Here is a 23,921-nt window from a genome sequence, read left to right as displayed (position 1 = left end):
CCGCATGAGCGCAGCGAAACCGAAATCGTTTGCGGCCGCCCTGGAGCGCCTTCCGGGCCGGCTCGGTTGGGTGATCGCGCGCGTGCCGTTCGACGTGTTGAAAACCTGGGGAACACGGCGGCCGAAAGTCAAGGGCGAGATCAACGGCTTCCGGTTCCGCAGCACGCTGTTTCCCGCACGCTCGGGCGATCATTTCGTGCTGGTGAACAAGCGCATGCTGCGTGGCAGCGGGACCGTCGCCGGCAGCATGGCGAAATTCCGGCTGGAGCCCGACACCGAAGAGCGCACCGTCAGCCTCACCAGCGAATTGAGGCGCTCTATGGCCGGGGACCGCGCGCTGCTGCGCTGGTACGAAGCGCTGAACTACTCCACTCGCAAGTACATCGCGGACTGGATCACTGAGGTGAAGAGCGGCGAAGCGCGCGTGCGCCGCGCCGATTGCCGAGCGCCTGCTGGCCACCATGGAAGCCGAGCAGGAGCTGCCGCCGCTGCTGCAGCGCGAGTTCGCGCGCGTTCCGCATGCATGGGAAGGCTGGCAGCGCATGTCGCCGGGGCAGCGGCGCGCGCAGTTGCTGGCGATTTTCTACTACCGCAATCCTGAGTCGCGGGCGCGGCGCGTCGCCAAGGCGGTCGAACTGGCGGCCGAGTACGCGGAGAAACGAAGGAACGGCTGAGGCTTTCCCGGCCCGGTACAAAAAAAGCCAACTGCCGGTCGCTCCTCATTCTGGCTGTTAGAATCAAACCAGCATGGTCCTCCCTTTCGTCCGCGATCTTCTTGCGGACGTGGAAACTTTGCCCGCCTTCACGCGTGCCGCCTCCCACCTCAAGACCGGCGCGGGGCGGATAAGAGTCTCTGGACTCACGCCGACGGCCAAGGCCCTGTTCATCGCGCTGCTGCATCGTGCCGCCGGCAAGACGCTGATCGTGCTGGTTTCCGACAACCGTGCTGCGGAAAATCTCCAGCCGGTGGTTGCCGCGTTCGGCGAACTCACCGGCGCCATCGCACCGCACTCCGACCGCGCTACCAGCTCTGACACTGTGCTCGTCCTGCCTGCCCCCGACGTGCTGCCCTTCGAGGGACTATCGCCACACCCGGAGATCCAGGAAGAGCGCGCCGCCACCCTGGCCAAGATCGCGGCCGGCGCCGCCTCCGTGGTGATCGTCCCGGTTACCGCGGCCGCCATGCGCCTGCGCGCGCCCGAATTCTATGGCGAGATGGCGCGCACCATACGGCGCGGCGAGACGCTGGACACCGAGCCGCTGCTGCAGCACCTGAACACGCTGGGCTACACCGCCTCCGACGTGGTCGAAATGCCCGGCGAGTACGCCCTGCGCGGCGGCGTTCTCGACGTTTACCCGCCGGAGGCCGATCGCCCGCTGCGCGTTGAGCTGTTCGGCGATGAGGTCGAGTCCATTCGCAAGTTCGATCCCGGCACGCAGCGTTCTACTACATCTGTAGAAGAGGCGCTGCTATTGCCGCTCACCGACGTTCCCATGCGTGAGGACACGCTGGCGGCGATTCATTCCCGGCTTTCCGGCAAACGCGTGAGCGGCGAGGATGATGTGGTCCAGGCAGCGGTGCGCGCCGGCGGCGTCGGCGTCTTCCCGGGGTGGGAGTTTTATGCCGCGGTTGCGGGCGCGGACTACACCGTCTTCGATCTGCTGTCCAACGTTGCCGTGCTCGCCGATGAGCCGGCCGACCTGCGTGCCGAAGCCGAGCGCTGGTGGGGACGTGTGCGCGACATGCACGCGCGCAGCGGCGTCGGCAACCTGGTACGCCCCGAGGAACTTTACCTCGCGCCCGACGAGTTCGAGGGCAAGCTGAACACCTTGCCCCGCGCCGATCTTCAGCGCCTCGGGCTCGCGTTGGAAGAATTTGCCGTCGACCGTCGACCGTCGACCGCCGACACTGATGCTGCGATCGACCAGCGACCATCGACCCTCGGCTTCCTGTCCCAACCCACGACCCGTTTTCACGGCTCCGTGCCCGCCATGGTGGACGAGGTCAAGAAACTGTCGGCCGAGGGCAAGCGCGTGCTGTTTGCCGCTGCCTCCACCGGCGAGGTGGAACGCGTCGCCGACCTCTTCAGCGACTACGGCGTGCCCTTCCGCCTGGGTTCGCGCACCCCGCATCCGGGCGAAAGTTACCTGGACGATGCCGCCTATTTGGTGGGCGTTGACTCTACTACAACTGTGGTAAAAGCAAGTGTGCCGGATGGCGTCGCCCTTCCTGATGCCCGCTTGGTCGTTTTCGGCGCCCGCGACCTGTTTGACGAACCGGAAGACGTCATCGTCCGCCCGCAGCGCTCCAAATCCAAAACCAGCGCCTTCATCTCCGACTTCCGCGATCTTGCCGTCGCCGACTACGTCGTTCATGTCGAGCACGGCATCGGGCAGTACCAGGGGCTAAAGGAGATCGCGCAGGCCGACGGCGACAAAGCCGAGTTCATGATCCTGGAGTATGCCGAGGGCGCGCGCCTCTACGTTCCGCTCACGCGTTTGGATTTGGTGCAGAAATACCGTTCGGCGGAGGGCGGCGTCAAGCCCGTGCTCAACCGCCTCGGCACGCAGCAATGGGCCAAGACCAAGGCGCGCGTCAAGAAGGCCATGAAGGACATGGCCGACGAACTGCTCAAGCTCTACGCCCTGCGCAACACGGCCGAGGGGCATGCCTTCCCGTCCGATACCGAGTGGCAGCGCGAGTTCGAAGACGCCTTCGAGTTCAACGAAACCGAGGATCAGGCGCAGGCTATCGTGGACTTGAAAAGGGACATGGAGCAGCCGCAGCCGATGGACCGTTTGCTCTGCGGCGACGTCGGCTACGGCAAGACCGAGGTGGCCATGCGCGCCGCTTTTAAGGCGGTCAGCGACAACAAGCAAGTGGCGGTGCTGGCCCCCACTACGGTGCTGGCCTTCCAGCACTACGAAACCTTCAAGCGCCGCTTCGCCGCCTTTCCCATCACGGTGGAGATGATCAGTCGCTTCCGCACCGCCCGCCAGCAGAAGGAGATCGTCGAGAAGGTCGAGCAGGGCAAGGTAGACATCCTGATCGGCACGCACCGCCTCCTCTCCAAGGACATCAAGTTTTCCGATCTCGGCCTGGTCGTGGTGGATGAGGAGCAGCGTTTCGGCGTGCGCCACAAGGAGCGGCTCAAGCAACTCAAGAAAGAGGTGGACGTGCTTACCATGTCGGCCACGCCCATCCCGCGGACGCTCCACATGTCGCTGGTCGGCCTGCGAGACATGAGCGTGATCGAGACGCCTCCGAAAGATCGCATTGCGATAGAAACCGTGGTCGCCGCCTGGGACGAAAAGCTGGTCAAGTCCGCCATTGAGCGCGAGCTGGAGCGCGGCGGCCAAGCCTACGTGGTGCACAACCGCGTGGACACCATCTACGAAATCGCCGCCCGCGTGCAGGAATTGGCGCCGCGGGCGCGGGTGATCGTGGGACACGGCCAGATGAGCGAGAGCGAGCTGGAAAAAGTCATGCTGGCGTTCATGCGGCACGACGCCGACGTGCTGGTGGCCACGACCATCATCGAAAATGGCCTCGATATCCCGCTCTGCAACACCATGATCGTCAATCGCGCCGACCGCCACGGCCTGAGCGAGCTGTACCAGTTACGCGGGCGCGTCGGGCGCTCCAACCGCCGCGCCTATGCTTACCTGCTGATTCCGGCGGACACGGAATTGACTCCGCTCGCCCGCCGTCGTCTCGCCGCGCTGAAAGAGTTTTCCGACCTCGGCGCCGGGTTCAAGATCGCCGCCCTCGACCTGGAACTTCGCGGCGCGGGTAATCTGCTCGGCGGCGAGCAGAGCGGCCACGTTGATGCGGTCGGATTCGAACTTTACACTTCGATGCTGGAGCGCACGGTCCGCGAGTTGAAAGGCGAAGTCACGGCCGTAGAGGTCGAGACGCAACTCAACCTGGGCCTCAACATCCGCATTCCCGCCGAATACATCCCGCAGGAAAACCAGCGCCTGCGCATGTACAAGCGCGTTGCCGGGGTGGAAAGCGAGTCGCAGTTGAACGACGTGCGCGCCGAACTGGAAGATCGCTACGGCGAGCCGCCCGTCGCGGTGCGCAATTTGCTCGCCTACGCCACCCTGAAGTTGATGGCGCAGCGTGTGGGCGTGTCCGGCATCGAGCGCAAACGGGAGTTGGTCAGCATTCGTTTCAGCGGCAACGCCGCCGTTGACCCGGAACGGCTGGCGCGTTTCGTCGCTGCGCAAACGCGCGCGCAATTCACCCCCGCCGGCGTGCTCAAGTTCTGCCTCCAATCCACCGCCGCCGCCGACATCCTCACCCGCCTCAAGCAGCTGCTCGATGACCTGTCGGCGGGACGGGTAGCGCAGCCCGGCCCGCAACTGGCCGCTTCCGACTAGACTAGCCGCCGTAACCATGCAGAGTCCCATCCCCGGCTTTGCACAGGAAAATCGCCCAAAACCCGCGTCTGTTCTTGACTTTCAGGTCAAGAAGGGGAGAATAGGCGCGCGCCAGGTCTGACAAAACCCCGTGGGGTGGGGAACTTGCAAGACCTGCCAGGAGAGCACCATGAACAAAGGCCATCTTGTTGACCGGATTGCCACCTCCACCAAGTGCAGCAAGACGCAGGCCGCCGCGGCCATTGACACCCTTGCCGACAGCGTTACCGCCGCCCTGAAGAAAGGCGAACGCGTTACGCTGGTGGGCTTCGGAACCTTCTCCGTCTCGCAGCGCAAGGCGCGCAACGGGCGCAATCCGCAGACCGGCTCGCTGATTAAGATCGCCGCTCGCAAGGTCGCCAAGTTCACCCCGGGCATCGATCTCAAGAAGGCGGTCAACCGCAGGTAACACCGGCTGAACCAGGTGTTATCGATCCGCTTCCTCGATCGGCAGGCCGCACGCCTGCCGTATCGTTTTGCTGTGACCTCCGCGAGCTTCCAATTTCACTGAAACAGCGCCGGCCAGACCGCCGGTTTGCCCAACCTGCTTTCATCCGCTAAAATAGGGGTTTCGCGAAAGGAACTTGCAGTCCCATGAAGGCAGCCATCCATCCCGTTTACGAAGAAGTGCGTGTGCATTGCGCCTGCGGCAGTACCTTTACCACTCGTTCCACGCACAAAGGCGACATCCACGTGGAAATCTGCTCCGCGTGCCATCCGTTCTTCACCGGCAAACAGAAGTTGATTGACACCGCCGGACGCGTCGAGCGCTTCCGCCGCAAGTACGCTAAGAAAGAGCCTGCAACCGCGGAAAAAACCGCAGACACGAAGTAACCTCCGTTGGTGGGAAATTCGCGATACTGAAGGCAGCGTCATCGAAGTCTGCCAAGAACCGTGATGACGCGACTTGCACTCAATCCGTACAATAGAACCGTGCACAAGCGCTGGGAAAACCCGGTCTCGACCGACGCCGCCCGCCCGCAGGCGCCGGTGCCCGCCGTGTTCCAGATCGGCGGCGTGACGCTCTCCCCGGCCACCGTTCTGGCGCCCATGGCCGGCGTCACCGACACGGTTTTCCGCCGCTTCATCCGCAATCTCGGCGGTTGCGGCCTGATCATGACCGAGTTCACCTCCGCCGACGGCATGCTGCGCGACAAGCGCATGCGCGGACGCTACCTCCACTTCTACGACGACGAGCATCCCATCTCGGCGCAACTGTTCGGCAGCGACCCGGCGGCGCTTTCCGACGCGGCCCGCATAGTCGAAGATCTCGGCTTCGACCTGGTGGACCTGAACCTGGGCTGCCCGGCAAAGAAGGTCGTCAAGTGCAACGGCGGCTCGGGACTGCTGCGCGACCTGCCGCGCATCGGCGAAATTCTCCGCGCCGTGCGCGCGGCGGTGAAGATTCCGTTCACCGTGAAGTTTCGCGCCGGTTGGAACGACAACGAGATCGTCTGCGTAGACCTGGCGCGCCTGGCCGAAGACTGCGGCCTGCAGGCGGTCGCCCTTCATGCCCGCACCCGCGAGCAGGGCTACGGCGGCACGGCGCAGTGGGGCTGGATCGCCGCGGTCAAGAATGCGGTGCGAATCCCGGTGATCGGCAACGGCGACATTCGCTCGCCGCAGGACGGCTGCGCCATGATTGCGCAGACCGGCTGTGATGCGGTGATGATCGGCCGCGCCGCTGCCTCGAATCCGTGGATCTTCCGCCAGATCGCGCAGCACGCCGCTACCGGCGCCTACGACGAGCCCAGCGAGCGCGACCGTTATGACATGATCCGCACCTATTTCCAGATGCTGATCGAGGAACAAATGCCTGGCGCGGCCGGCAAGATGAAGCAGTTCGCTTCCTGGTTCACACACGGCGTCCGCAACGGCAGTGCCCTGCGCAAGGCGGTGTACGAGGCACGGGAGGAGCGCGAAATCCTCGAGGCCGTCGACCGATTTTTCGAGACCAACCTGCGCGAGCCCTCGATCGCCGTCTAGCCCAGAACTCCTCCGAAGATGACTGCGAAAGCGCGAAGAACGAGTCGAGTGCACCGCCAGCAGCCGACAAGAGCCTTTTCTGTGCCCGCGGGGTCGAACCTGAGGCCCATTGTGCTCGTTGACATCGATGGCACGCTCGCTGACGTTCGCCATCGTCTCCACCACATCCGCGGCGAAAAAAAGAAGAACTGGAAAGCTTTTTTCGAAGCCATGGACCTCGACAGGCCCATCGCCTCCACCGTAGCCTGGGTGCAGTCGCTCGCGCAGTATCACGACATCATCATCACCACCGGCCGCCCCGAGCTATACCGCAAGCGCACCGTCGCTTGGCTGAAGAAAAACGACATTCCCTTCACCGATCTCTTCATGCGCCGCGACGGCGACCACCGTCCCGACTACGAAATGAAGGAAGAAGTCCTGCAGCGCTGGCCGAAGAAACGGATCCAGTTGGTCATCGAAGACCGCCCCCCGGTGTGCGACATGTGGTTGAAGCACGGCATCCGTTGTGTGCTGGTGGAAAGCCACGAAGCCAACCAGATGGTGAACGAGATTTATCGCGAGAAAATCTGATCGCCGGCCGGCTTCTGGCGGTCACTGCCAGCGACTTGTCATTCCAACCCCCAGCGAAGTCGAAGGGTAATTTTCGAGGGAGTGGAGTTTCCTCCGTGTCCGGAGCCTCCCCTGGGCGGAGTCGAGTAACCGCGGGAGTTATCTCATGTCACGGCTCAGCGCAGCAGTACAGTATGGTCGGGTTCGCAATGCTGCGGAACCGTGTCCTGGAAATTGAGCCCCCAGAAATCCTCGCTATCCAAGAACTCGAACGCGATCTCTACCGAATCGCTGTTCGGGCTGACCGACCGAAATACGACGCGCGCCCGGGCGTAGCTCATTTTTTCCAGCCACCAGATCATGACCTCATCATGCAGTTTGATCCTGGCACAGCAAGCCACCAGGCAGCCGTGCCGGCTGAGGATCTTGGTTTCCGCCGGGATTTCCCGCCAGGCTCCCTGCGCTTCGCGCCAGTGGAGCATCAGTGGGAGACGGCGCGTGATGCGACAGCCGCGGCGGCCGTACGACTCGCCCTGTAAGGGCTCCATGTCCTACCTCCAACTGCGTCGGATCACGCGGTGTTGGCTTCACCGCCGCCCGGTTCGGACCAGATCTGACAGCCGGAAATGCTGACCACCAGCGCGCACCGCAAATCGGGCCAGTTGGCCAGAACGCGGCCGACCACCCGGCCCGTACACAGCAGGTTGAGCGGCAACTCGCGTCCCTTGACTTGCACTTTCGAGGGGAGAAGGATGTCGACGTCGGCATGCAATTCCAGCGGCTCGTCGCACAGCAACTTCAGTTCCGAGTCTCGAATGTCCACGGTCTCTCCCGCGTACCATTCTCCCCCTGCGGTGCGATAGCGGATGTGCGTCCCAAACGGAACGCCCTGGCGTGCTTGTACTAACATGGCGTCCTCGCTTTTTGGGGGAGGACAGTTCCAATGCAACGCCCCGTACACCGAGGATGCTAGCCTACCTGGCGGACATGTACCAAATTACGGCAGGCGCTGCACCTTCGTACCCAGAGGCGAGGGCGAGATTGGCGGCCCAAAGCAGGCGCCGCCTGCAACGCGATCTTTCGGACATGTCCAATAGTTACGCCGTCTTTGCTTGCGCCGGCGGCGTACCACCAGCCGGCACTTGCTTGGGAACTATATCGTTCTACGATGCTATGCGATTTTCAACCAGCGCTCGCTGCGTTACCTCACGGCAGCGACTTTGGTGCCGTGCCCTCCGGCGGCGAGAATTCGTACAATTGAGCTTCGCAGGAGGAGTGACCCGCCGTGCAAATCCGTCGGTTTCCACGCTACGCCATCGACCGGTCTCTGACGGCGATTGTCTTCTGGGAGGACACACCCATCCGCAAAGTCCACGGCCGCTGCCGCGTCGTCGGCGAAGGCGGCGTGGGCGCCACGCTCGCCGACCAACTCTATATCGGCGAAGTGGTTCGTCTCGACATGCCGCCGCTGATCGGGGTTTATGCCACGGTACGCAATACCCGCGGCACCGACCACGGGCTCGAGTTTCTCTACTCGCGCGACGGCCACCGGGAAGCGATCAAGGACCTGTGTGCCCTGGCGGCAGACGGACGTAGTTGTTAGTTCCGGTTTGCCGCCGCAAGGACAAGGCACAGATGCCGCAAACGACGCCCAAGACCTGACGGAAAACCTGCCCGATCCCATCCCGCACCGCGCTGGCACTGCCTGTTACTTGTCGGTGAGCGGGTACTTTTTTTCCCGCCACTCGCGGATGCCGCCGTCCATCGAGATCACGTTGCTGTAGCCCATCTTTTGCAGGCTGTCGGCGGACAGGGCGGAGCGGAAGCCGCCGCCGCAATAGAGAACGATTTCGGCAGAGGTCTCCGGAACCTTCGCCTCAATGTCGCGCTCGAGGATGCCCTTGCCGAGATGAATCGCCCCGGGCAGGTGGTCCTTGGCGTACTCGCTCTCTTCCCGCACGTCCACCAGAACAAACTTGTCGCCGCAGTCGAGGCGGCGCTTGATCTCGTCCACGGTGGTTTCGCGTACGCGCTTCTTGGCATCGTTGACGAGTTGGAGAAATCGCGGTGAGTGCTGCATAGAGGGATTGTAAATTTGCAATTTGTATTTTGAAAAGTGGGTCAGACTGAAAAGCTGCGCACGCAAGCTGACCTGCAGCGGAGTTGAGGCTAGAGCCGGTTCATCTTCCCGCCGCCGATGTCGTCCTGAGCAAGGAAGGACTCCCGCGCGTTCTTGCCGGGGTGGTCGTGCGCGGGAAACCCGAGCCGAGGGATCTCGCTGTTTCCTCTCTCGGCTACACTAATTCTGAAACTGCTCTACAATGTGCGCATGAGCAGCACAGCTACCCCCGACCTGAGCTATCCCATCGGCAAGTTCAACTACGAAGGGCCGTACACCGACGATCAGCGGCGTCGTTTCATCGGCGAGATCGCGGCCGCTCCGGAACGGCTGCGCGGCGCGGTGCACAACTTGCGCGAGTCGCAACTGGACACGCCGTATCGTCCCGGCGGATGGACCCTGCGCCAGGTGGCGCACCACGTCCCCGACAGCCACATGAATGCCTATATCCGCTTCAAGCTGGCGCTGACCGAGCCCAACCCCACGATCAAGCCGTACGACGAAAAGCTGTGGGCGGAGCTGGCCGACGTGCAGGTGCCGATCGAGACTTCCCTGGTGCTGCTGGAGGCGCTGCATCATCGCTGGGTGGCGCTGCTGCGCGCCATGACGCCGCAGCAGTTCGAGTACAAGCTCAAACATCCGGAGTTGGGTGAGTTGAATCTGGACCGCTACCTCGGCTTGTACGCCTGGCACGGCAAGCATCACGTGGCGCACATCACGAGCCTGCGGAAGAGGATGGGATGGTAGATAAGTCGCGCTGGACCCGTTAACTCCTACTCGCAAATGCCAACCCAACTACTAACGCCTACCTACCAGCTCCTCTTCTACAGCGCCGCTTTTCCCCTGTTGATGTGCAGGCTGCCGTTCGCGGTTGACACTTCCAGTTCGCGCCCGCCTTTGCCGATGGTGCCGTGAATACTCTTCGGACCAATGCCGAACCCTTTGCCCTCCACGGTCAGCGGGAAATCGGTATTGAGAGAGCCATTGACCGAGCTGAAGCGCACCTCGGCGCTGAAGTCGGTGGGCACGGTGAGCGTGACCGAGCCGTTGACGGTGGCAATCTTCAGCTTGCCGTCCCAGTCGGCGCTGCCCATGCTGACCTTGATGCTGCCGTTGACCGAGGTTGCCGATACCCACGCCGAACTGGAGGCATCAATGCCGCCGTTCACGGTGGTCAGCTTGACCGCACGTCCCATGTCTTCGGCCTTGACGTGGCCGTTGACGCTGGTGGCGGAGAAGCGCAGGTTGCGCGGCACGCGCACGGTGAAGTCCACGTGTGCCTTGATGCTGCCGTGCTCGTGCGTGCTGCCGTCGCCGCTGCAGTTGCCACCAGGATAAACCGCGCAGATGGTTACTCCATCGCCGCTCTGCACCACTTCGATGCGCACTTTGTCGCGGTCGGGGCCGCCTTTGACGGCGGAAACGCCGATCGTGTCCCCCGGGATGCCCTCGGCGTCAATCGGTCCGTTGATGTTCTTGATTTGCAGGAGTTGGTTGGCGGCCAGCCTGCCGGTCCAGTGAAAATTGTCGCCGGTGCCCTGCTGCGCGCGGCTCAGCGAGCACAGCCCGAGAACGGCGGCGAGAACCAACAGCAAGCGGAAACGGTGGTTTCGTGTCATGGCACACCCCTTCGTCGCGTCAGACGCATTGGAGAGACATACGTAAGCGAGGTGGCGGCGGTTCGCGGGAAATTGTCCAGCCCGGCGCGTGAGATGCTGTGGCGGAGCGCAGCTTACAAGTCCTGATTCAAGATGCGTGCCAAGCGGAGGAGCCCCCACGCTTTGCGGTGCAATCGGACCGGTGTCGCACCATCAACTGATGCTCTAACAGCCCTTTCTCCAGCTATCCCCGACCGTTCCCACTGGCGCATCACCCACTGCGCCGCGCACTCACTGGTGCCCGAGGATCAGGGGAAGCCCATTCTTCGGGTTGCCGATGACGACGATTTTGGAGTTAGCGCTTTTGGCCAGCGTCTCGGTGGCTTCGATACCCTTCCATTCCAGCAGTTGCGGGCTGATGCCCTGGGCCACAATTTGTTGAAAATCACGAATGCCGGCTGCTTCGATGCGCTTGCGTTCGGCTTCCTGCTTCTCCTTCTGCAGGCGGAAACTCATCGCCAATGATTCCTGCTCCGCCTGCTGCTTGGTTTCGATGGAAGTTTTCAGCGCCGCCGGAAGCTGAATATCCCGCAGCAGGATGTTCTCCACAATGACTCCGCGTTTGTTCAGCTCGCGCGTGAGCGTTTCCGTGATCTGCAGCGCCACCCGCTCGCGCTCGCTGGAGTAAAGCGCATTGGCGGAGTGGGAAGCCGTAGCTTCGCGAATGGCCGAGCGCAGGTTGGGCTCGACCACCAACTCGGCGTAACGCGGGCCCAGGGAACGGTAGACTTCTGAAGCTTGCGCGGGGTTGAGGCGAAACAGCAGCGAGGTGTCCAGGGTAATGATCAGCCCTTCGTTGGAGGGGACGCTGGCGGTCTCCTTGATCTCCTGCGTGCGGACCGACAGGGTGTTGTTGACTTTGAAAGGATTCACTACGTGCGTGCCTTCCGGCAGCACGTCGCCGGTAACCCGGCCGAACAGCGTCAGCACACCGACGTGGCCGGCGGGAACATAGGCAATCGAGGTCCACACCAGCACTAGCACGATCACAACCGCTGCGCCGATCCCAGCCGAACGCAGGATCGTACCGCCTGAGCCCTCAATGATCTTCGGCCGACCGAATCCATATTCCGACATGACAGCTCCATTCTGGCCCTGGCGGCAAAGCCCTTCAGGAAGAATTCAAAATCGCCCGGCCGGGGCCGGAACGGGCGTCGGAAGCCCTGAATCAGGAACTCCGTTTTTGAGTACCGAAGTGCTTGCATTGTACGGCTCATGTGCGATTTTGCGGCGTCCAAGCCGCAATCGCGGAGAAATGTCGAGCCGCCGTGCGATCTGTTGTAACTTGCGACCCGTGTTCGTTCGACTCGCCGCGGTGAATGCGTTGAGGGGTGGTTGCTAGCGGGCGGCGGCAGCTTGGGCGCGGGCAAGGCGGGCGCGGGCGTCAGCGTTGTTGGGATTGATGTCAACCGTGGCCTTGAATTCGTGGGCGGCTTCGGCGAGCTCGCCTTCCTGCTCGTAAATGAGCCCCAGAGCATAGCGAAACTGCTCACGGCCGGGCTGCCGGGTCGCGGCCTGGCGGATAGCGGCCTCGGCTTTGGGGAGATCGCCGAGCTTCATTTCGACCAAGCCGAGATAGGCGAACTGGTCGGGGTCGGCGCCCCACGGGTTCAGCGAGACAGCGCGGGCGATGAGCGGCTCCGCTTCCGCGTAGCGGCCGAGCACGAAGTAGGTGTAGCCGAGCGAAAAGTTGGGGTGCCAGTCGGTGGAATCAATGGCGAGCGCGCGCTGGAAAAGCTGGATCGCTTCCGGGTAGCGCTCGCGCTTGCCGTATTCGATGCCCAGCCCGGTAAGCGCAGTGGGGTTGTCGGGCCCGATGGCCACGCCGCGCGTGAACAGGGCGGAGGCGTCGAATCGCGCTGGCGATCATGATGCCGAAGCCGATGCAGGACAGATAGAGATAGCGGGCGTGCGCGAAGTCGTGCGGCCCCTGCGGCGCCAAGTAAAACGCGGGCAGAAGCGGAAGCACGATCCATACCGATGCGAAGGCGGTCAGTCGATCGCGGTTGCGGCGTGCCGATACGTACAGCAAGGCGGCCACGGCGATCACCATCACCGCCGGCACAATCACGCGCGTAAAGGAAAATCCCATCACCAGCTTGAAGTTGTAATGCGGGCTGATGAGCGCCGGAAAGACCAGCGTGCGCAGGTAAAACAAGAACAGCGACGGCGAGGTGAGCAGCGTGCGCAGCGGCGTGGTGAGCGTGCGGGAGTAGTCCACGCGTTGCAGAACGATGAGGTGCACGGCGGCGTACACGATGGTCACCGGCACGTAGGGAAGCACGGGGATGAGGGCGTCGCGGGTGCGGCGGAACCGCGAGTGATCCGAGTAGATCCACTCGTAGGCGAAGATGAGCGCTGGCAGCACCACCGCCGGCTCCTTCGACATCAGGGCGAGGGCGTAGAGGACAAGGGACAGCACGAGCCATCGTGGGTTGCGATGCTGACCGGCCTCACTCGGGCCGCGGACCGGCGCCACACCACGCCAGTTGAGGTACGCGAGGAACGCGGGCACGAGGCAGACGGCGAGCAACGGGTCGGTGACGCCGGAGATCCAGGCGACGCTCTCGATGAGCGCGGGATGCAGGCCGAAGATCAGCGCCGCGATCATGCCGGCAACGCGGTCGCGGGCCAGGCGGCGCGCCAGCGGGTAAACGAAGCCGGTGGCGGCGACGTGCAGCAGAACGCTGTCCAGGTGCCACATCGCCGGATGCGCGCCGAACAGGGTGCGCTGTACGAGGAGCCAGATGAGGAACAGGGGTCGCCAGTAAGCGCCGACGATGTTGGAAAACGCCCAGACATGCGAGGTGAAGTAGCGCGGCAGGTAAGAGAACGAGGTCAGCCAGGGGTTGCGCAGAATCTGGGTATCGTCGTCGTATACGAAATCGAAGCGGATGGCGCCCGCGTACACCAGCAACACCAGTCCGCAGACCAGTGCCGGAGGAACCCAGCGCTTCTCGTACCAGGAACGGACGGTCTCAGCGCGGCTGAGCTGCGGGTTGGAAGACATGGGGTGTGAGGTCATTATAGGGTAGCTGGCAGTTGGCGCCTGGTAGCTGGGCGCTTATAGAATTGACGGCAATGACGGCGCTCGGAAAAGTCCTGATTTTCTTCGGCGTGCTGCTGGTGGTGTTTGGCATGGCTCTGGTATTGGGCGCGCGCGCGCATTTGCCCATCGGCCGGCTGCCGGGGGACATTGTCTATCGCGGCAAGAGTACGACCGTGTATTTCCCGATCATGACATCCATCTTGCTCAGCATTGTGCTGTCGGTCGTGCTTTATTTGATTGGCAAGTTCAGCCGATAGCAAACCAATCTAGTTGGGCGACGAAATCCTGCTCTCCTGCCCGGCTACGATCTGCCACCTTCCGTGCTGCTTCGCAAACACCCGGGTGATGCGATCGTTGCCGCGTTCATCCTGGCCCTTGTAATTTTCCTTCGAGACGTAGCGGTAGGTCATGACCGCCGCGTTGCCGTAAATGTGGACCTTCTCCTCGCTTATGTCATAAGAAAAAATGTGGTGGTCTCCGGAGCGAAAGCTCTCGATGATGTGCGCCTTGGAGAGGAATCGGCCGGAATCGTCGATGAACGTGTACTCGTCGGCCAAAACGCGGTTCAGCAAGCCGGCGTCGTTGTGAAGATAGCCCTGGATGAGTTGGGCGTGGAGTTGCCGAATCTGCCGTTCGGCAGACGAGCTGGGATCAACCTGGGCGGTCGGCGTCCCGCTGAGAGCCAGCAGCAATAGCGAAGCGGCGAGGGTGACGGTTAGTCGCATGGCGGCAATATACTAAGCCCTGCGCGTGAAGCCTGCAGCCTCAAGCTTGAAGCCTGCCTGAGTTACACTGCCTTCGATGTCCCTTCCCGACCAACTGGGGTTTAGCTTTCAGGCGCCGTCGCGCCGCATCTGGACCGTCAAGGACCTGATCAGCGCAGTGCGCACCGCGGTCGAGCGCGAGTACACCGACGTCTTCGTGGAGGGCGAAATTTCCAATTTCCGCCCGGCGGAGTCGGGACACCTTTATTTCACTCTCAAAGAAGATGGCGCACAGGTGCGGGTGGTGATGTTCCGTTCGCAGGCGCGCCTGCTGAAATTCAGGCCTGCGGACGGGATGGCGGTGATCGCGCGCGGGCGGGTGACGGTGTACGAGCCGCGCGGCGAGCTGCAACTCTGCGCCGAGTGTCTGGAGCCCAAGGGCACCGGCGCGCTGCAGATCGCATTCGAGCAACTGAAGCAGAAGCTCGCGGCCGAAGGATTGTTCGACCCGTCGCGCAAAAAGCCGATCCCGGTCCTGCCGCGCAGGATTGGCGTGGTAACCTCGCCACGCGGCGCCGCTATTGGCGACATCGTCAACATCGTGCGGCGGCGGCATCGCGGGCTTAACGTGCTGATCTATCCCGCGCAGGTGCAGGGCGAGGCTGCGGCGGGCGAGGTCAGCGCCGGTATTCGATATTTCAATCGCGCAAGCAACGTCGACGTTATCGTGGTCGCGCGCGGCGGCGGATCGATCGAAGACTTGGCGGCCTTCAACAACGAAGCGCTGGCGCGCGTCGCGACGGCCTCCGAGGTGCCGCTGATCTCCGCCATCGGGCACGAAACCGACTTCACCATCCTGGATTTCGTAGCCGACCTGCGCGCGCCCACCCCGTCGGCGGCGGCGGAGCTGGTAATCGAGTCGCAGCACCAGCTCGAGCAGCGCGTGGCCACGTTGCGCCAGCGGCTGGCGCGCGCCGCGCGTTACCAGTTGCTGATGGCCAGGCAGACGCTGACGCAACTGGCCCAACACGGGGCTTTCGCGCGCATGAGCGATGTGATCGGGCGCCGCCGGCAGCGGCTTGATGAGCTTCTGTTCCGGCTGGCATCGGCGGAGCGGCGGCACCTGCAACAGTATCGGCAGCGATTGGATACGGCGACAGCGCGGGTGCGCGCCCGCGACATGCGGCGGACGCTGGAGGCCATGCGGCGGGACATCGAGGCGCACACATCAGCCTTGGCGGCGGCCACGCGGGCTGATTTGATGAAGCATCGTGCTTGGCTGGACGGACTGCGCGGAAAGTTGCAGGCGCTTTCGCCGTTGAACATCCTGGAGCGCGGATACGCGCTGGTGTTCGATGCCAGAGGAAGTCTGGTCAAAGATGCGCTACAGCTCAGACCCGGGGACGAAATCCGCGCCCGGGTGCATCGCGGTAACATCAACGCCACCGTGACGAAGACAACGGAGTAGAGACTTGCCAACACTGTTGAAGCGCCACATGCGATCCCTGCTGAACCTGTGGCCGCCGTTCCTGGGCGCGGGAATCCGGGTGAAACGCCTGCAGCCCGACTGGAAAGAAGTCGATGTCGAAATGAAGTTGCGGTTCTGGAACTCCAATTTTGTCGGCACCCACTACGGAGGGTCGCTATATTCCATGACCGATCCCTTCTACATGCTGATGCTGATCCAGAACCTGGGTTGCGACTATATCGTGTGGGACAAGTCGGCGAACATCCGCTTGCGCAAGCCGGGCAAGGGCAAGGTCGTGGCGCGGTTTCGTTTGTCCGGCGAGCAGATCGAAGCAATTCGCCGCGACTTGGAAACTCAGGAAAAGATCGAGCCCACGTTCACGGTCGAAGTCCGGGACGAATCTGGCGCCGTGATCGCCGAGGTGCAAAAGGTACTGCACGTGCGCAAGAAGAACTCGCCATAAGTAGCACTCCGCCACTCCATCCCTTCGCGAGCATCACTCGATTTGCATTACAATTGAAGGGGCGGATATCACGAAAGGAGCGCGTAAGTGACGCCAGCCTGGCTGCAGTGGCCACACGTGTCGGCGGTGTCGGTGGTCGACATCGTGCTGGTGGCCGCGCTCATTTACGAGTTCCTGGTGCTCATCCGGGGCACGCGCGCGGTGCCCATTCTGGTGGGAATCGGCGGACTGACGCTGGCCTTTTACCTGGCGCACGCGCTGCAGCTCAAAACCGTCAACTGGCTGGTGGGGACGCTGCTGCCGTACGCAATTTTTGCTCTCATCGTCGTTTTCCAGGCGGAGATCCGCTTCGCGCTCGCCAAGCTGGGAAGGAGACTGACGCTCTCGCGCATGTCGGCCGCGGTGGCGGAGAGTTATGACGACATCGTGATGGCCGCCAACCTGTTCGCCCAGAACCAGACCGGTGCGCTGGTGGTGATCGAGCGCGAGATCGGGCTGCGCACTTATATCGAAAGCGGCGTGCCCATGGACGCGCAGATGTCCTACGACCTGCTCGCCACCATCTTCCGCCCCAGCGCGCCCCTGCACGATGGCGCGGTCATCATTCAGAAAGACCGCATCGCCGCCGCCGCCTGCTTCCTGCCGCTGTCCATGAACCCGGTGCTCTCCACGCAACTGGGTACGCGGCACCGCGCCGGAATCGGCATCACCGAAGAGACGGACGCGATCGCGGTCATTGTGTCGGAAGAAACCGGGGCGATCAGCATCGCGGTGGCCGGCAACATCGAGCGCGACATCACGGTGGAGGAACTGCGCGCGCGTCTCAGCGACTTGCTCCGGCGCTACGTGCCTGCGACTACGCTGCCGACCCCGGTCGCGACCACGCCGGAGCAGGCGGAACGCCGCTTGGCGCCGCCCAAGCTGGAACGCGCCGGCGATTCACACGATTGAAGCGATGGACTTCCTTCGCAAATACGTCTTCCACAACTTCGGGCTGAAGCTGTTGTCGCTCGCCGTGGCGGTCCTGCTGTGGATGGCGATTACGCGCGATCCGGTGGCGGAGGTCGCATTGAACGTGCCCATAGAATTTCACAACTCGCCGGAGCACCTGGAGATCAGCTCCGAGACCATCCCCCAGGTGCAGGTGCGGGTGCGAGGCCCGGTGCACGAGGTGCGCGATCTGGTACCCTCGGAGGTGCACGCGGTGATTGACCTGGCCAACACGCAGCCCGGCGAGCGCACCTACGATCTGGCGCCCAACCTCATTCACGTTCCTGATGGTTTGCAGGTGGTGCAGGCCGTACCTGGCCAAATCCGCATCAGCTTCGACAGGCGCCAGACCCGCCAGGTCGAGGTCAAGCCGCGGGTGATGGGCACCTTTGCTACCGGATACCGCATCGAGAAGGTCACGCCCACCCCGCAGATGGTAACCATCGTGGGCCCGGCGACGCACGTCGAGAGCGTGGAGACCGCGATCACCGACCCGGTGGACGCCTCCGGCGTGGTGGGCACGGCGACCTTCGTCACCCACGCCTACGTTTCCGATCCGCTGGTCCGGCTGGCCGATCCCAGCCCTATCCGGGTGACGGTGACCACGGAAAAATCGACGAAATAGTGGCGGGCGGCCATCTCATCCGCTTCGTTCGGTGCTGCATTCCTGCGGACCGGCGCGTCCTTAGTCCCGCAGAGCCTGCCCTGCGCAAAGTCGAAGCGGGCGATGGAAAACAGCCCGGTCCATAAGAGTCTTTGTGAGAATCGGTCGCATGATTGCTGGCGGCGCGAAACAGCGACATCGCAGCCCCAGCGGGGCGATTGAGAATAGCCCGCCGCTTCAGCGGCGGGGCATAGTGGAAAGATCGTTCAGCGCCGCAGGCACGACTGAAGTTCTCACACGATTCGTAAGGCCGGGAAAGCCGCTGAGCCAGATACCTTTTAGCGGCCGGTGCCTGGTCTATCACATCGGGGCTTTCTGCTTTGCTATATAAAGTACTTGACAAGAGCGAGCATCCGCGGTATTTCTACCCCCATGGCGGAGGCAAGGCGATGCCGCGGCGCGCGGATCCGGCCGGCCGTTCCCCTCGCCCCGGCGAACGCGCTCGATGACCTGCGATTCATTCGCCAGACCCTGGAGAACTCGGGGTCGTTTACCGCCGTGCCCGGCTGGGGCATGGTGGGCATGGCGGCCACCGCGCTGGCCGCGGCCGCGCTGGCGCATGGAGCGCGCTTCGAGCGCTGGATGACGGTTTGGCTGGCGGAGGCGGTGGTTGCGCTCGCGCTGGCCATGGGGACGATGCAGCGCAAGGCCCGCCGCGCACGCGTGCCGCTATTTTCCGGCCCGGGACGTCGTTTTCTGCTCAACTTCATGCCCCCGATGCTGGTCGGCGGAGTGTTGACCGCTGCCCTCTATCGTGCGGGTTCGCTGGGCGCCATCCCCGGCATGTGGCTTCTGCTGTACGGCACGGCGGTGGTGAGCGGCGGCGCCTTCTCCGTGCGCATCGTGCCCGCCATGGGAAGTTGCTTCATGATGCTGGGAGGACTGGCCTTGCTGGCGGCGGGCGCGTGGGAGAACTGGTTCATGCTGGCTGGCTTTTGCGGGCTGCACGCGGTGTTCGGGTATCTGATCGCAAGGAGGCACGGTGGCTAAGGCACACGAAAGACGGCACGGCGAGCGGGAAGAACCGGTCCGGCGGGCCGGCGCGGCGGCGCGTCCACGGGCAGAGCAGGCGGTCCCGGAACTGGATCCAATGATCCACGAGCGCATCCGGCTGGGCATCGTGAGCGCGCTGGCGGTCAACGAGCGCCTCAGCTTCAACGAACTGAAACGGCTGCTGAACACCACCGACGGCAACCTCAGCGTGCACGCGCGCAAGCTGGAAGAGGCCGGCTACCTGGGCTGCGACAAGTATTTCGATGGGCGGGTTCCCAAGACGGAGTACTGGCTGACCGGCACCGGCCGCAGGTCGTTGCAGCGCTATCTCGACCGCATGGAAGAGATCATTCGCGCCACCCGCGAAGGGTAAATTTTTTTGGGTGGTAGCTTTGTGAAGCAAAGTTATTTGCATCGCATTCTTGGTTTGCGGCTCTCGCTTAGCGGACCTGACGGAAGAAGGGAACGAGCATGAGCAATGACGGAGCGAACGGGAAGTCCGCTTTGCATGTGGGCATCATCATGGACGGTAACGGCCGCTGGGCGCGCGCCCGCGGGCTGCCGCGGGTGGCGGGGCATCGCGCCGGCGCCGGGGCGGTGCGCCGTGTGACCGAGGCTGCACCGGACCTCGGCATTGGCACGCTGACCCTCTATGCCTTCTCCAGCGACAACTGGCGGCGGCCGCGTGCTGAAGTCGATGCCCTGATGAAGCTGTTCCTGCGCTACCTGCGGTCGCAAACCGCGGAGTGCGTCGAGAAAGGCGTGCGCATCAGCGTTATCGGCCGTCGCGACCGCCTACCCGTCCGGCTGCAGCACGCGATTTTAGTGACTGAAGAGGCCACCCAGAACGGACGCCGGCTCCTCGTCCGGCTGGCGGTAGATTATTCCGCGCGCGAAGTTATCCTCGAGGCCGCGCGGCGCTCCGCCCTGGAAGCGGCGCTGGCCATGCGGGACGGCGAGCGCCCGAGCCTGCTGACCAGCCAGGCGTTCGCACAGGCCATGGCCGACGCCATGTACGCCGACTCGGCCTGCGACTTGGACTTGCTGATCCGGACCGGGGGCGAGCAGCGCATCAGCGACTTCCTTCTGTGGGAAGCTGCCTATGCCGAGTTCGTATTCACGCCGCGCAAGTGGCCGGACTTTGACGGCGACGATTTGGCGCTGGCGGTCGCGGCGTTTCACCGGCGCGAGCGGAGGTTCGGCGGCGTGCCGGAGACCGCCGCCGGCACGCCGTTGCCAATGGCGAATGAACCAGCGCTCAGCGTCACTTAGAGCCGTTTCCTCCAGCGCGCCTGGCTCCAGACTGAAACGGAGACTATTTGGAGAGTAGCTCGTCCACCAGTTTCCGCCCGACCGCGCCGCCGTACGCGCACACGAACGCAGGCGCCAGCAGGGCAAACGAGCCGAAGATCGCGCCGCGCGTGAAATGTTCGCGCCCGAGGTACGCGACGAACTGTGCCGCCGGGACGCCGAGCGCCACCAGCAACGCCCATAACCACGGCCGCTGCGGACGCACCGCCCCGAGAAACATGGTCGCCATAGCCACGAGTAACGCCGAAATCGCCAGCTCGCCCAATCGCAATTGCGCGTAGCCGATCAGCGCGCCGAAGGCCAGCGCAAAGATGGTGAATGGCCAGTCAGCGCGGCCGTGGGCGGAGACCGATCCTGGTGAAGCTGCGGCCATCGTTTCCAGTGTACGGTTTTCGCACGCCAAGCGACTGGACTTAATGACGGACGATCATGTGAATGTCCACCCAGTAGGCGGGCTTGGGCGGCGGCGAAAACCTGCCTTTCAACAGCGGTTCGCGCAGGCATTGCGAGATCTTCGTCGGCGGATAAAGCAAGATCTCCTTTACCGAACCGTCCTTCTCGATCCTGACCAGCATGTCGAAACTGCGAAGGTCGGCGCCAGCCTTTCCTTGGCAGTCCTTCATCACTGCCAGGTATTGATTGCCGAGTTCTTTGGTGAACTGCTCGTCGTAAGCTTTGCCTTCCCGCGTCTTCATGTTGGCTTCGACCGCGGCCGCCGCGGCGGCAATCGAGGTGGGCTTGTCGTCCGCATGGGCTGCCAGGAAAAACGCCCCGGCAGCAAGCGCGGCGGCGAACAACAATTTTCGTCTCCGCGTCAGGGCGCTGCACTCGTCTCTACTTGCCATCATATTGGTAAAACCCGCGACCGCTCTTCCGCCCCAGCCAGCCCGCGTCCACCATCTTGATCAGCAGCGGGCAGGGCCGATACTTGGGGTCGCCGAGGCCGGCGTGCAACACGCGCATGATGTCCAGGCAAACGTCAAGGCCGATGAAGTCGGCCAGCGTCAGCGGCCCCATGGGATGCGCCATGCCGAGCTGGAAGACCTCGTCCACCGCTTCCGGCGTGGCTACGCCCTCCATCACCGCGTACATCGCCTCGTTCAACATGGGAAGGAGCACGCGGTTGCCGACGAAGCCGGGAAAATCGTTCACCTCGACCGGCGTTTTATCCAGCTTCTTTGCCAAGTCGACGACTGCGTCGAACGTCGGCTGCGACGTGGCCAGGCCGCGGATCACCTCCACCAGCTTCATCATCGGCACGGGATTGAAGAAGTGCATGCCGATCACCTTGTCCGGGCGCCTGGTCAGCGCCGCCAGCTTGGTGATGGAAATGGAAGAGGTATTCGACGATAGGATGATTTCCGGCCGGCAGATGCGGTCGAGTTCGCGGAACAGTTCGGCCTTGATCTCGAACTTCTCGGTGGCCGCCTCGACCACGAAGTCACAGGCGGCCAGCGCGCCGCGGTCCACGCCCAGCGTGATGTGAGCCAGCGCCTGCGTGCGCTGCTCGGCCGTGATCTTGTTCTTTTTGACCTCGCGCTCAAGATTCTTGGAGATGATGTCCATGGCGCGATCGAGGAAACGCTGCTCCACGTCGCGCAGCACGACCTTGTAGCCCGACTTGGCGAACACATGCGCGATGCCATTGCCCATGGTGCCCGCGCCGAGCACACCGACGGTCTTGATGTCCATGATTGCCTCGCTGAGGAAATGAAAGCCGAGCAGTGTAGCAGAACAGGTCGCTAGTCGCTGGTGGATGGCACAAAACAAATCGGCCACGGATCGCCACCGATCAACCTTGCTTGATCCGTGCTGATCCGTGGAAATTCGTGGCCCGCTATGGGCTGCCGCTAGTCGTTGTAGCTGAAGGTCATCTTCACGCGGTGGACTTCCACCACGTCGCCATCGCCGAGCTCGTGCTGGCCGGCAATCCTCTCGTCATTGACCTTCACCTTGATGTTCGTCTCCGAAGCGGCGATGAAGTACTTCCCATCACGATGGTTGATCACCGCGGCGACCTTGGGGGCGAACCAACCTCTGAGCTTGATCGAGGCCATGTCGCTCTTACCGATGACGTTCAGCTTACCCGTCAGGACGTACTGCGACTGGTCGGTCTTGCCGGACATGACGGTCAGCATCCCGGTGCGCTCTCTGGCGGGAGCGGGCACGGCGGCAGCGGGCGCCGGCGAGGGCGGTGTGGGCGCCTGGCGCGCCAGCATCTCCTTCGCCTTGCGGGTGTCGAGCACGACGGTGGCCTCCAGCGTCGGGACCACGGCCACGGTTCTCTCGACTGTGGGTTTGCCGGACGCCTCCGGGTGCCGCTCGTCCTTGAAGGCGACGGTGTGCTTGCCGATCAGCACCTCGTCGCCGTCCTTCAACACCGCCTTGCTGATGCGGCGGTTGTTGACGAAGGTGCCGTTCAGGCTGTTGTTGTCCTCCAGGACATAATGGTCCACGTCCCAGTAAATCTTGGCGTGATGGCCGGACACGGCGAGGTTGTCCACCTGGATGAGGTTGTCCGGCAGCCGCCCGATGGTTACCACGCCCTGGGAGAGCGAGAACTCCTTCAGAACTGCCTGTTCGAACTTCAGATAGAGTTTTGCCATTTGGGACTCCCTCCGCCGAAGAGCCAGCGGAAAAATTTTTTGTACCAGGGCAGCTCCTCGAAGCGCAGGAGCAGCACGGTGATGTTATCGGACCCGCCGCCGTCGCGGGCGGCGTCGATCAGCCGGTCGGCCATCAGTTGCAGGCTGATGGTTCCCTGTACGACTTCAAGAATGCTGTCGTCGGGAACATGACGGATCAGGCCGTCGCTGCACAGCAGCAGGACGTCGCCGGGCTGCGCCATCATGTCGTCCAGGTCGGGCTGCACTTTCTCCTCGGGACCGAGGGCGCGGATGATGATGTTCTGCATCTCCGAGTGCAGCGCTTCTTCCATGGTCAGCAGCCCGCGGCGCACTTGCTCCATCACCAGCGAATGGTCCCTGGTGAGCTGCTGGATGGCGCCTTCGCGGATCAGGTAAATGCGGCTGTCTCCCGCATGCCCAATGGAGAAGAACCCGGCGCCGACCAGGACGCCGACGACGGTGGAGCCCATTCCCGATTGCGTCTGGTGCCTGGTGGCGGCTTCGTAAATCGCCTCGTTGGCCAGATGGATCGCGCTGCCCAGCGCGTTGGCGCGCTCCGAGACGCCATCCATCGGCGGGCCCACCGTTGGATAGGAGCCGTTCTTCTTCGCCTCACGAAAGTAGGTGAGGATGACGTCCACCCCCATCTTGCTGGCGACTTCTCCGGCAGCCTGGCCGCCCATGCCGTCGCAGACCACGTAAATTCCGCAGCGCGAGTCGTAGCCGAAGTTGTCCTCGTTGTTCTTGCGGACGCATCCAACGTCGGTTTTCCCGGCAACTTCGACTGTGAGGCTCATCGTCTTCCGCGTAATCCTAAATCAGTTTCCAGTTTCTGTTTTCTAGTTCTTTCGCTCTGGAACCAAAACCCATTCACCGCGTGCCCGGCGCTGGAAACTCGAAACTAGACTCTCGCTC

The 23,921-nt window shown here is 63.1% G+C and carries 28 protein-coding genes and 1 pseudogene; 16 read left to right on the top strand and 13 right to left on the bottom strand.

The features are described 5' to 3' along the window. The first annotated feature begins 4 nt into the window (after positions 1-4). From LAN64_06735 to LAN64_06710, 6 genes and pseudogenes are all read left to right on the top strand, one after another. Positions 5-674, top strand: a pseudogene (locus LAN64_06735) (YdeI/OmpD-associated family protein). Between the two features lie 73 nt (positions 675-747). After that, positions 748-4,386, top strand: coding sequence for a transcription-repair coupling factor (gene mfd / locus LAN64_06730; protein ID MBZ5567531.1), 3,639 nt, complete (start codon positions 748-750; stop codon positions 4,384-4,386). A gap of 169 nt (positions 4,387-4,555) precedes the next feature. Beyond that, positions 4,556-4,834: an HU family DNA-binding protein gene (locus LAN64_06725; GenBank protein MBZ5567530.1), complete on the top strand. Its 279-nt coding sequence runs from the start codon at positions 4,556-4,558 to the stop codon at positions 4,832-4,834. Between the two features lie 185 nt (positions 4,835-5,019). Beyond that, positions 5,020-5,259: a 50S ribosomal protein L31 gene (gene rpmE / locus LAN64_06720; GenBank protein MBZ5567529.1), complete on the top strand. Its 240-nt coding sequence runs from the start codon at positions 5,020-5,022 to the stop codon at positions 5,257-5,259. A gap of 63 nt (positions 5,260-5,322) precedes the next feature. Then, complete coding sequence (gene dusB, locus LAN64_06715) at positions 5,323-6,411, top strand: tRNA dihydrouridine synthase DusB (protein ID MBZ5567528.1); 1,089 nt, start codon at positions 5,323-5,325, stop codon at positions 6,409-6,411. A gap of 111 nt (positions 6,412-6,522) precedes the next feature. Continuing rightward, positions 6,523-6,981 carry a hypothetical protein gene (locus tag LAN64_06710; GenBank protein MBZ5567527.1) on the top strand — a complete coding sequence of 153 codons (459 nt, stop codon included), beginning with the start codon at positions 6,523-6,525 and terminating at the stop codon, positions 6,979-6,981. A 155-nt stretch (positions 6,982-7,136) separates the two neighbouring features. Here the strand turns inward: LAN64_06710 and LAN64_06705 are convergent, their stop codons facing one another. Next, positions 7,137-7,508: a hypothetical protein gene (locus LAN64_06705; protein ID MBZ5567526.1), complete on the bottom strand. Its 372-nt coding sequence runs from the start codon at positions 7,506-7,508 to the stop codon at positions 7,137-7,139. Positions 7,509-7,531: 23 nt separating this feature from the next. Further along, positions 7,532-7,870 carry a hypothetical protein gene (locus LAN64_06700; GenBank protein ID MBZ5567525.1) on the bottom strand — a complete coding sequence of 113 codons (339 nt, stop codon included), beginning with the start codon at positions 7,868-7,870 and terminating at the stop codon, positions 7,532-7,534. Between the two features lie 375 nt (positions 7,871-8,245). On the opposite strand from LAN64_06700, the gene LAN64_06695 reads away from it, so the two are divergent. Continuing rightward, complete coding sequence (locus LAN64_06695; protein ID MBZ5567524.1) at positions 8,246-8,563, top strand: PilZ domain-containing protein; 318 nt, start codon at positions 8,246-8,248, stop codon at positions 8,561-8,563. A gap of 105 nt (positions 8,564-8,668) precedes the next feature. On the opposite strand, the gene LAN64_06690 is transcribed toward LAN64_06695, so the two are convergent. Then, on the bottom strand, positions 8,669-9,040 hold the full coding sequence (locus tag LAN64_06690) for a sulfurtransferase (protein ID MBZ5567523.1): 372 nt from the start codon (positions 9,038-9,040) through the stop codon (positions 8,669-8,671). Between the two features lie 249 nt (positions 9,041-9,289). Between LAN64_06690 and bstA the strand changes: the two genes are divergently transcribed. Beyond that, positions 9,290-9,826, top strand: coding sequence for a bacillithiol transferase BstA (gene bstA / locus LAN64_06685; protein ID MBZ5567522.1), 537 nt, complete (start codon positions 9,290-9,292; stop codon positions 9,824-9,826). A gap of 77 nt (positions 9,827-9,903) precedes the next feature. Here bstA and LAN64_06680 read toward each other — a convergent pair whose 3' ends face one another. From LAN64_06680 to LAN64_06665, 4 genes are all read right to left on the bottom strand, one after another. Beyond that, entirely contained in the window at positions 9,904-10,698 is a 795-nt protein-coding gene (locus LAN64_06680) for a DUF4097 domain-containing protein (protein ID MBZ5567521.1), read from the bottom strand. A gap of 270 nt (positions 10,699-10,968) precedes the next feature. Continuing rightward, a complete protein-coding gene (locus tag LAN64_06675) occupies positions 10,969-11,814 on the bottom strand; it encodes a prohibitin family protein (GenBank protein MBZ5567520.1) in 846 nt (281 codons plus the stop codon). Between the two features lie 261 nt (positions 11,815-12,075). Continuing rightward, positions 12,076-12,561, bottom strand: a complete 486-nt coding sequence (locus LAN64_06670) for a tetratricopeptide repeat protein (GenBank protein MBZ5567519.1) — start codon at positions 12,559-12,561, stop codon at positions 12,076-12,078. After that, a complete protein-coding gene (locus LAN64_06665; GenBank protein MBZ5567518.1) occupies positions 12,449-13,747 on the bottom strand; it encodes a hypothetical protein in 1,299 nt (432 codons plus the stop codon). The genes LAN64_06670 and LAN64_06665 overlap by 113 nt, the downstream gene beginning before the upstream one ends. A 71-nt stretch (positions 13,748-13,818) precedes the next feature. Between LAN64_06665 and LAN64_06660 the strand changes: the two genes are divergently transcribed. Beyond that, positions 13,819-14,043: a DUF2905 domain-containing protein gene (locus LAN64_06660; GenBank protein ID MBZ5567517.1), complete on the top strand. Its 225-nt coding sequence runs from the start codon at positions 13,819-13,821 to the stop codon at positions 14,041-14,043. A 9-nt stretch (positions 14,044-14,052) separates the two neighbouring features. Here the strand turns inward: LAN64_06660 and LAN64_06655 are convergent, their stop codons facing one another. Then, positions 14,053-14,511 carry a nuclear transport factor 2 family protein gene (locus LAN64_06655; protein MBZ5567516.1) on the bottom strand — a complete coding sequence of 153 codons (459 nt, stop codon included), beginning with the start codon at positions 14,509-14,511 and terminating at the stop codon, positions 14,053-14,055. A 76-nt stretch (positions 14,512-14,587) separates the two neighbouring features. On the opposite strand from LAN64_06655, the gene xseA reads away from it, so the two are divergent. From xseA to uppS, 7 genes are all read left to right on the top strand, one after another. Then, on the top strand, positions 14,588-15,958 hold the full coding sequence (gene xseA, locus LAN64_06650) for an exodeoxyribonuclease VII large subunit (protein MBZ5567515.1): 1,371 nt from the start codon (positions 14,588-14,590) through the stop codon (positions 15,956-15,958). Between the two features lie 28 nt (positions 15,959-15,986). Then, on the top strand, positions 15,987-16,421 hold the full coding sequence (locus LAN64_06645) for a DUF4442 domain-containing protein (GenBank protein MBZ5567514.1): 435 nt from the start codon (positions 15,987-15,989) through the stop codon (positions 16,419-16,421). Between the two features lie 87 nt (positions 16,422-16,508). After that, on the top strand, positions 16,509-17,372 hold the full coding sequence (gene cdaA, locus LAN64_06640; protein MBZ5567513.1) for a diadenylate cyclase CdaA: 864 nt from the start codon (positions 16,509-16,511) through the stop codon (positions 17,370-17,372). Positions 17,373-17,376: 4 nt separating this feature from the next. Beyond that, entirely contained in the window at positions 17,377-18,036 is a 660-nt protein-coding gene (locus tag LAN64_06635; protein MBZ5567512.1) for a hypothetical protein, read from the top strand. 444 nt (positions 18,037-18,480) lie between these two features. Beyond that, entirely contained in the window at positions 18,481-19,065 is a 585-nt protein-coding gene (locus LAN64_06630) for a hypothetical protein (GenBank protein ID MBZ5567511.1), read from the top strand. A gap of 100 nt (positions 19,066-19,165) precedes the next feature. Next, positions 19,166-19,441 carry a transcriptional regulator gene (locus tag LAN64_06625; protein ID MBZ5567510.1) on the top strand — a complete coding sequence of 92 codons (276 nt, stop codon included), beginning with the start codon at positions 19,166-19,168 and terminating at the stop codon, positions 19,439-19,441. A gap of 98 nt (positions 19,442-19,539) precedes the next feature. Then, positions 19,540-20,340: a di-trans,poly-cis-decaprenylcistransferase gene (gene uppS / locus LAN64_06620; GenBank protein ID MBZ5567509.1), complete on the top strand. Its 801-nt coding sequence runs from the start codon at positions 19,540-19,542 to the stop codon at positions 20,338-20,340. Positions 20,341-20,383: 43 nt separating this feature from the next. Here uppS and LAN64_06615 read toward each other — a convergent pair whose 3' ends face one another. The 5 genes from LAN64_06615 to LAN64_06595 all read right to left on the bottom strand — a co-directional run bounded on the left by LAN64_06615 (position 20,384) and on the right by LAN64_06595 (position 23,803). Next, complete coding sequence (locus tag LAN64_06615; protein ID MBZ5567508.1) at positions 20,384-20,752, bottom strand: hypothetical protein; 369 nt, start codon at positions 20,750-20,752, stop codon at positions 20,384-20,386. A gap of 40 nt (positions 20,753-20,792) precedes the next feature. Further along, positions 20,793-21,179 (bottom strand): hypothetical protein, encoded by a 387-nt coding sequence (locus LAN64_06610; protein ID MBZ5567507.1) that lies wholly within the window; start codon positions 21,177-21,179, stop codon positions 20,793-20,795. Positions 21,180-21,213: 34 nt separating this feature from the next. Then, positions 21,214-22,071 (bottom strand): 3-hydroxybutyryl-CoA dehydrogenase, encoded by an 858-nt coding sequence (locus tag LAN64_06605; protein MBZ5567506.1) that lies wholly within the window; start codon positions 22,069-22,071, stop codon positions 21,214-21,216. A gap of 158 nt (positions 22,072-22,229) precedes the next feature. Beyond that, a complete protein-coding gene (locus LAN64_06600) occupies positions 22,230-22,985 on the bottom strand; it encodes an FHA domain-containing protein (GenBank protein MBZ5567505.1) in 756 nt (251 codons plus the stop codon). Beyond that, the gene (locus LAN64_06595) at positions 22,967-23,803 is read right to left on the bottom strand and encodes a Stp1/IreP family PP2C-type Ser/Thr phosphatase (protein MBZ5567504.1); all 837 of its coding nucleotides are present in this window, start codon (positions 23,801-23,803) and stop codon (positions 22,967-22,969) included. The genes LAN64_06600 and LAN64_06595 overlap by 19 nt, the downstream gene beginning before the upstream one ends. Positions 23,804-23,921 lie beyond the last annotated feature (118 nt).

This window comes from Terriglobia bacterium, from assembly GCA_020073185.1.
Classification (GTDB): Bacteria; Acidobacteriota; Terriglobia; order Terriglobales; family Acidobacteriaceae; genus JAIQGF01.
This window is presented reverse-complemented; position numbering and strand designations above follow the sequence as displayed.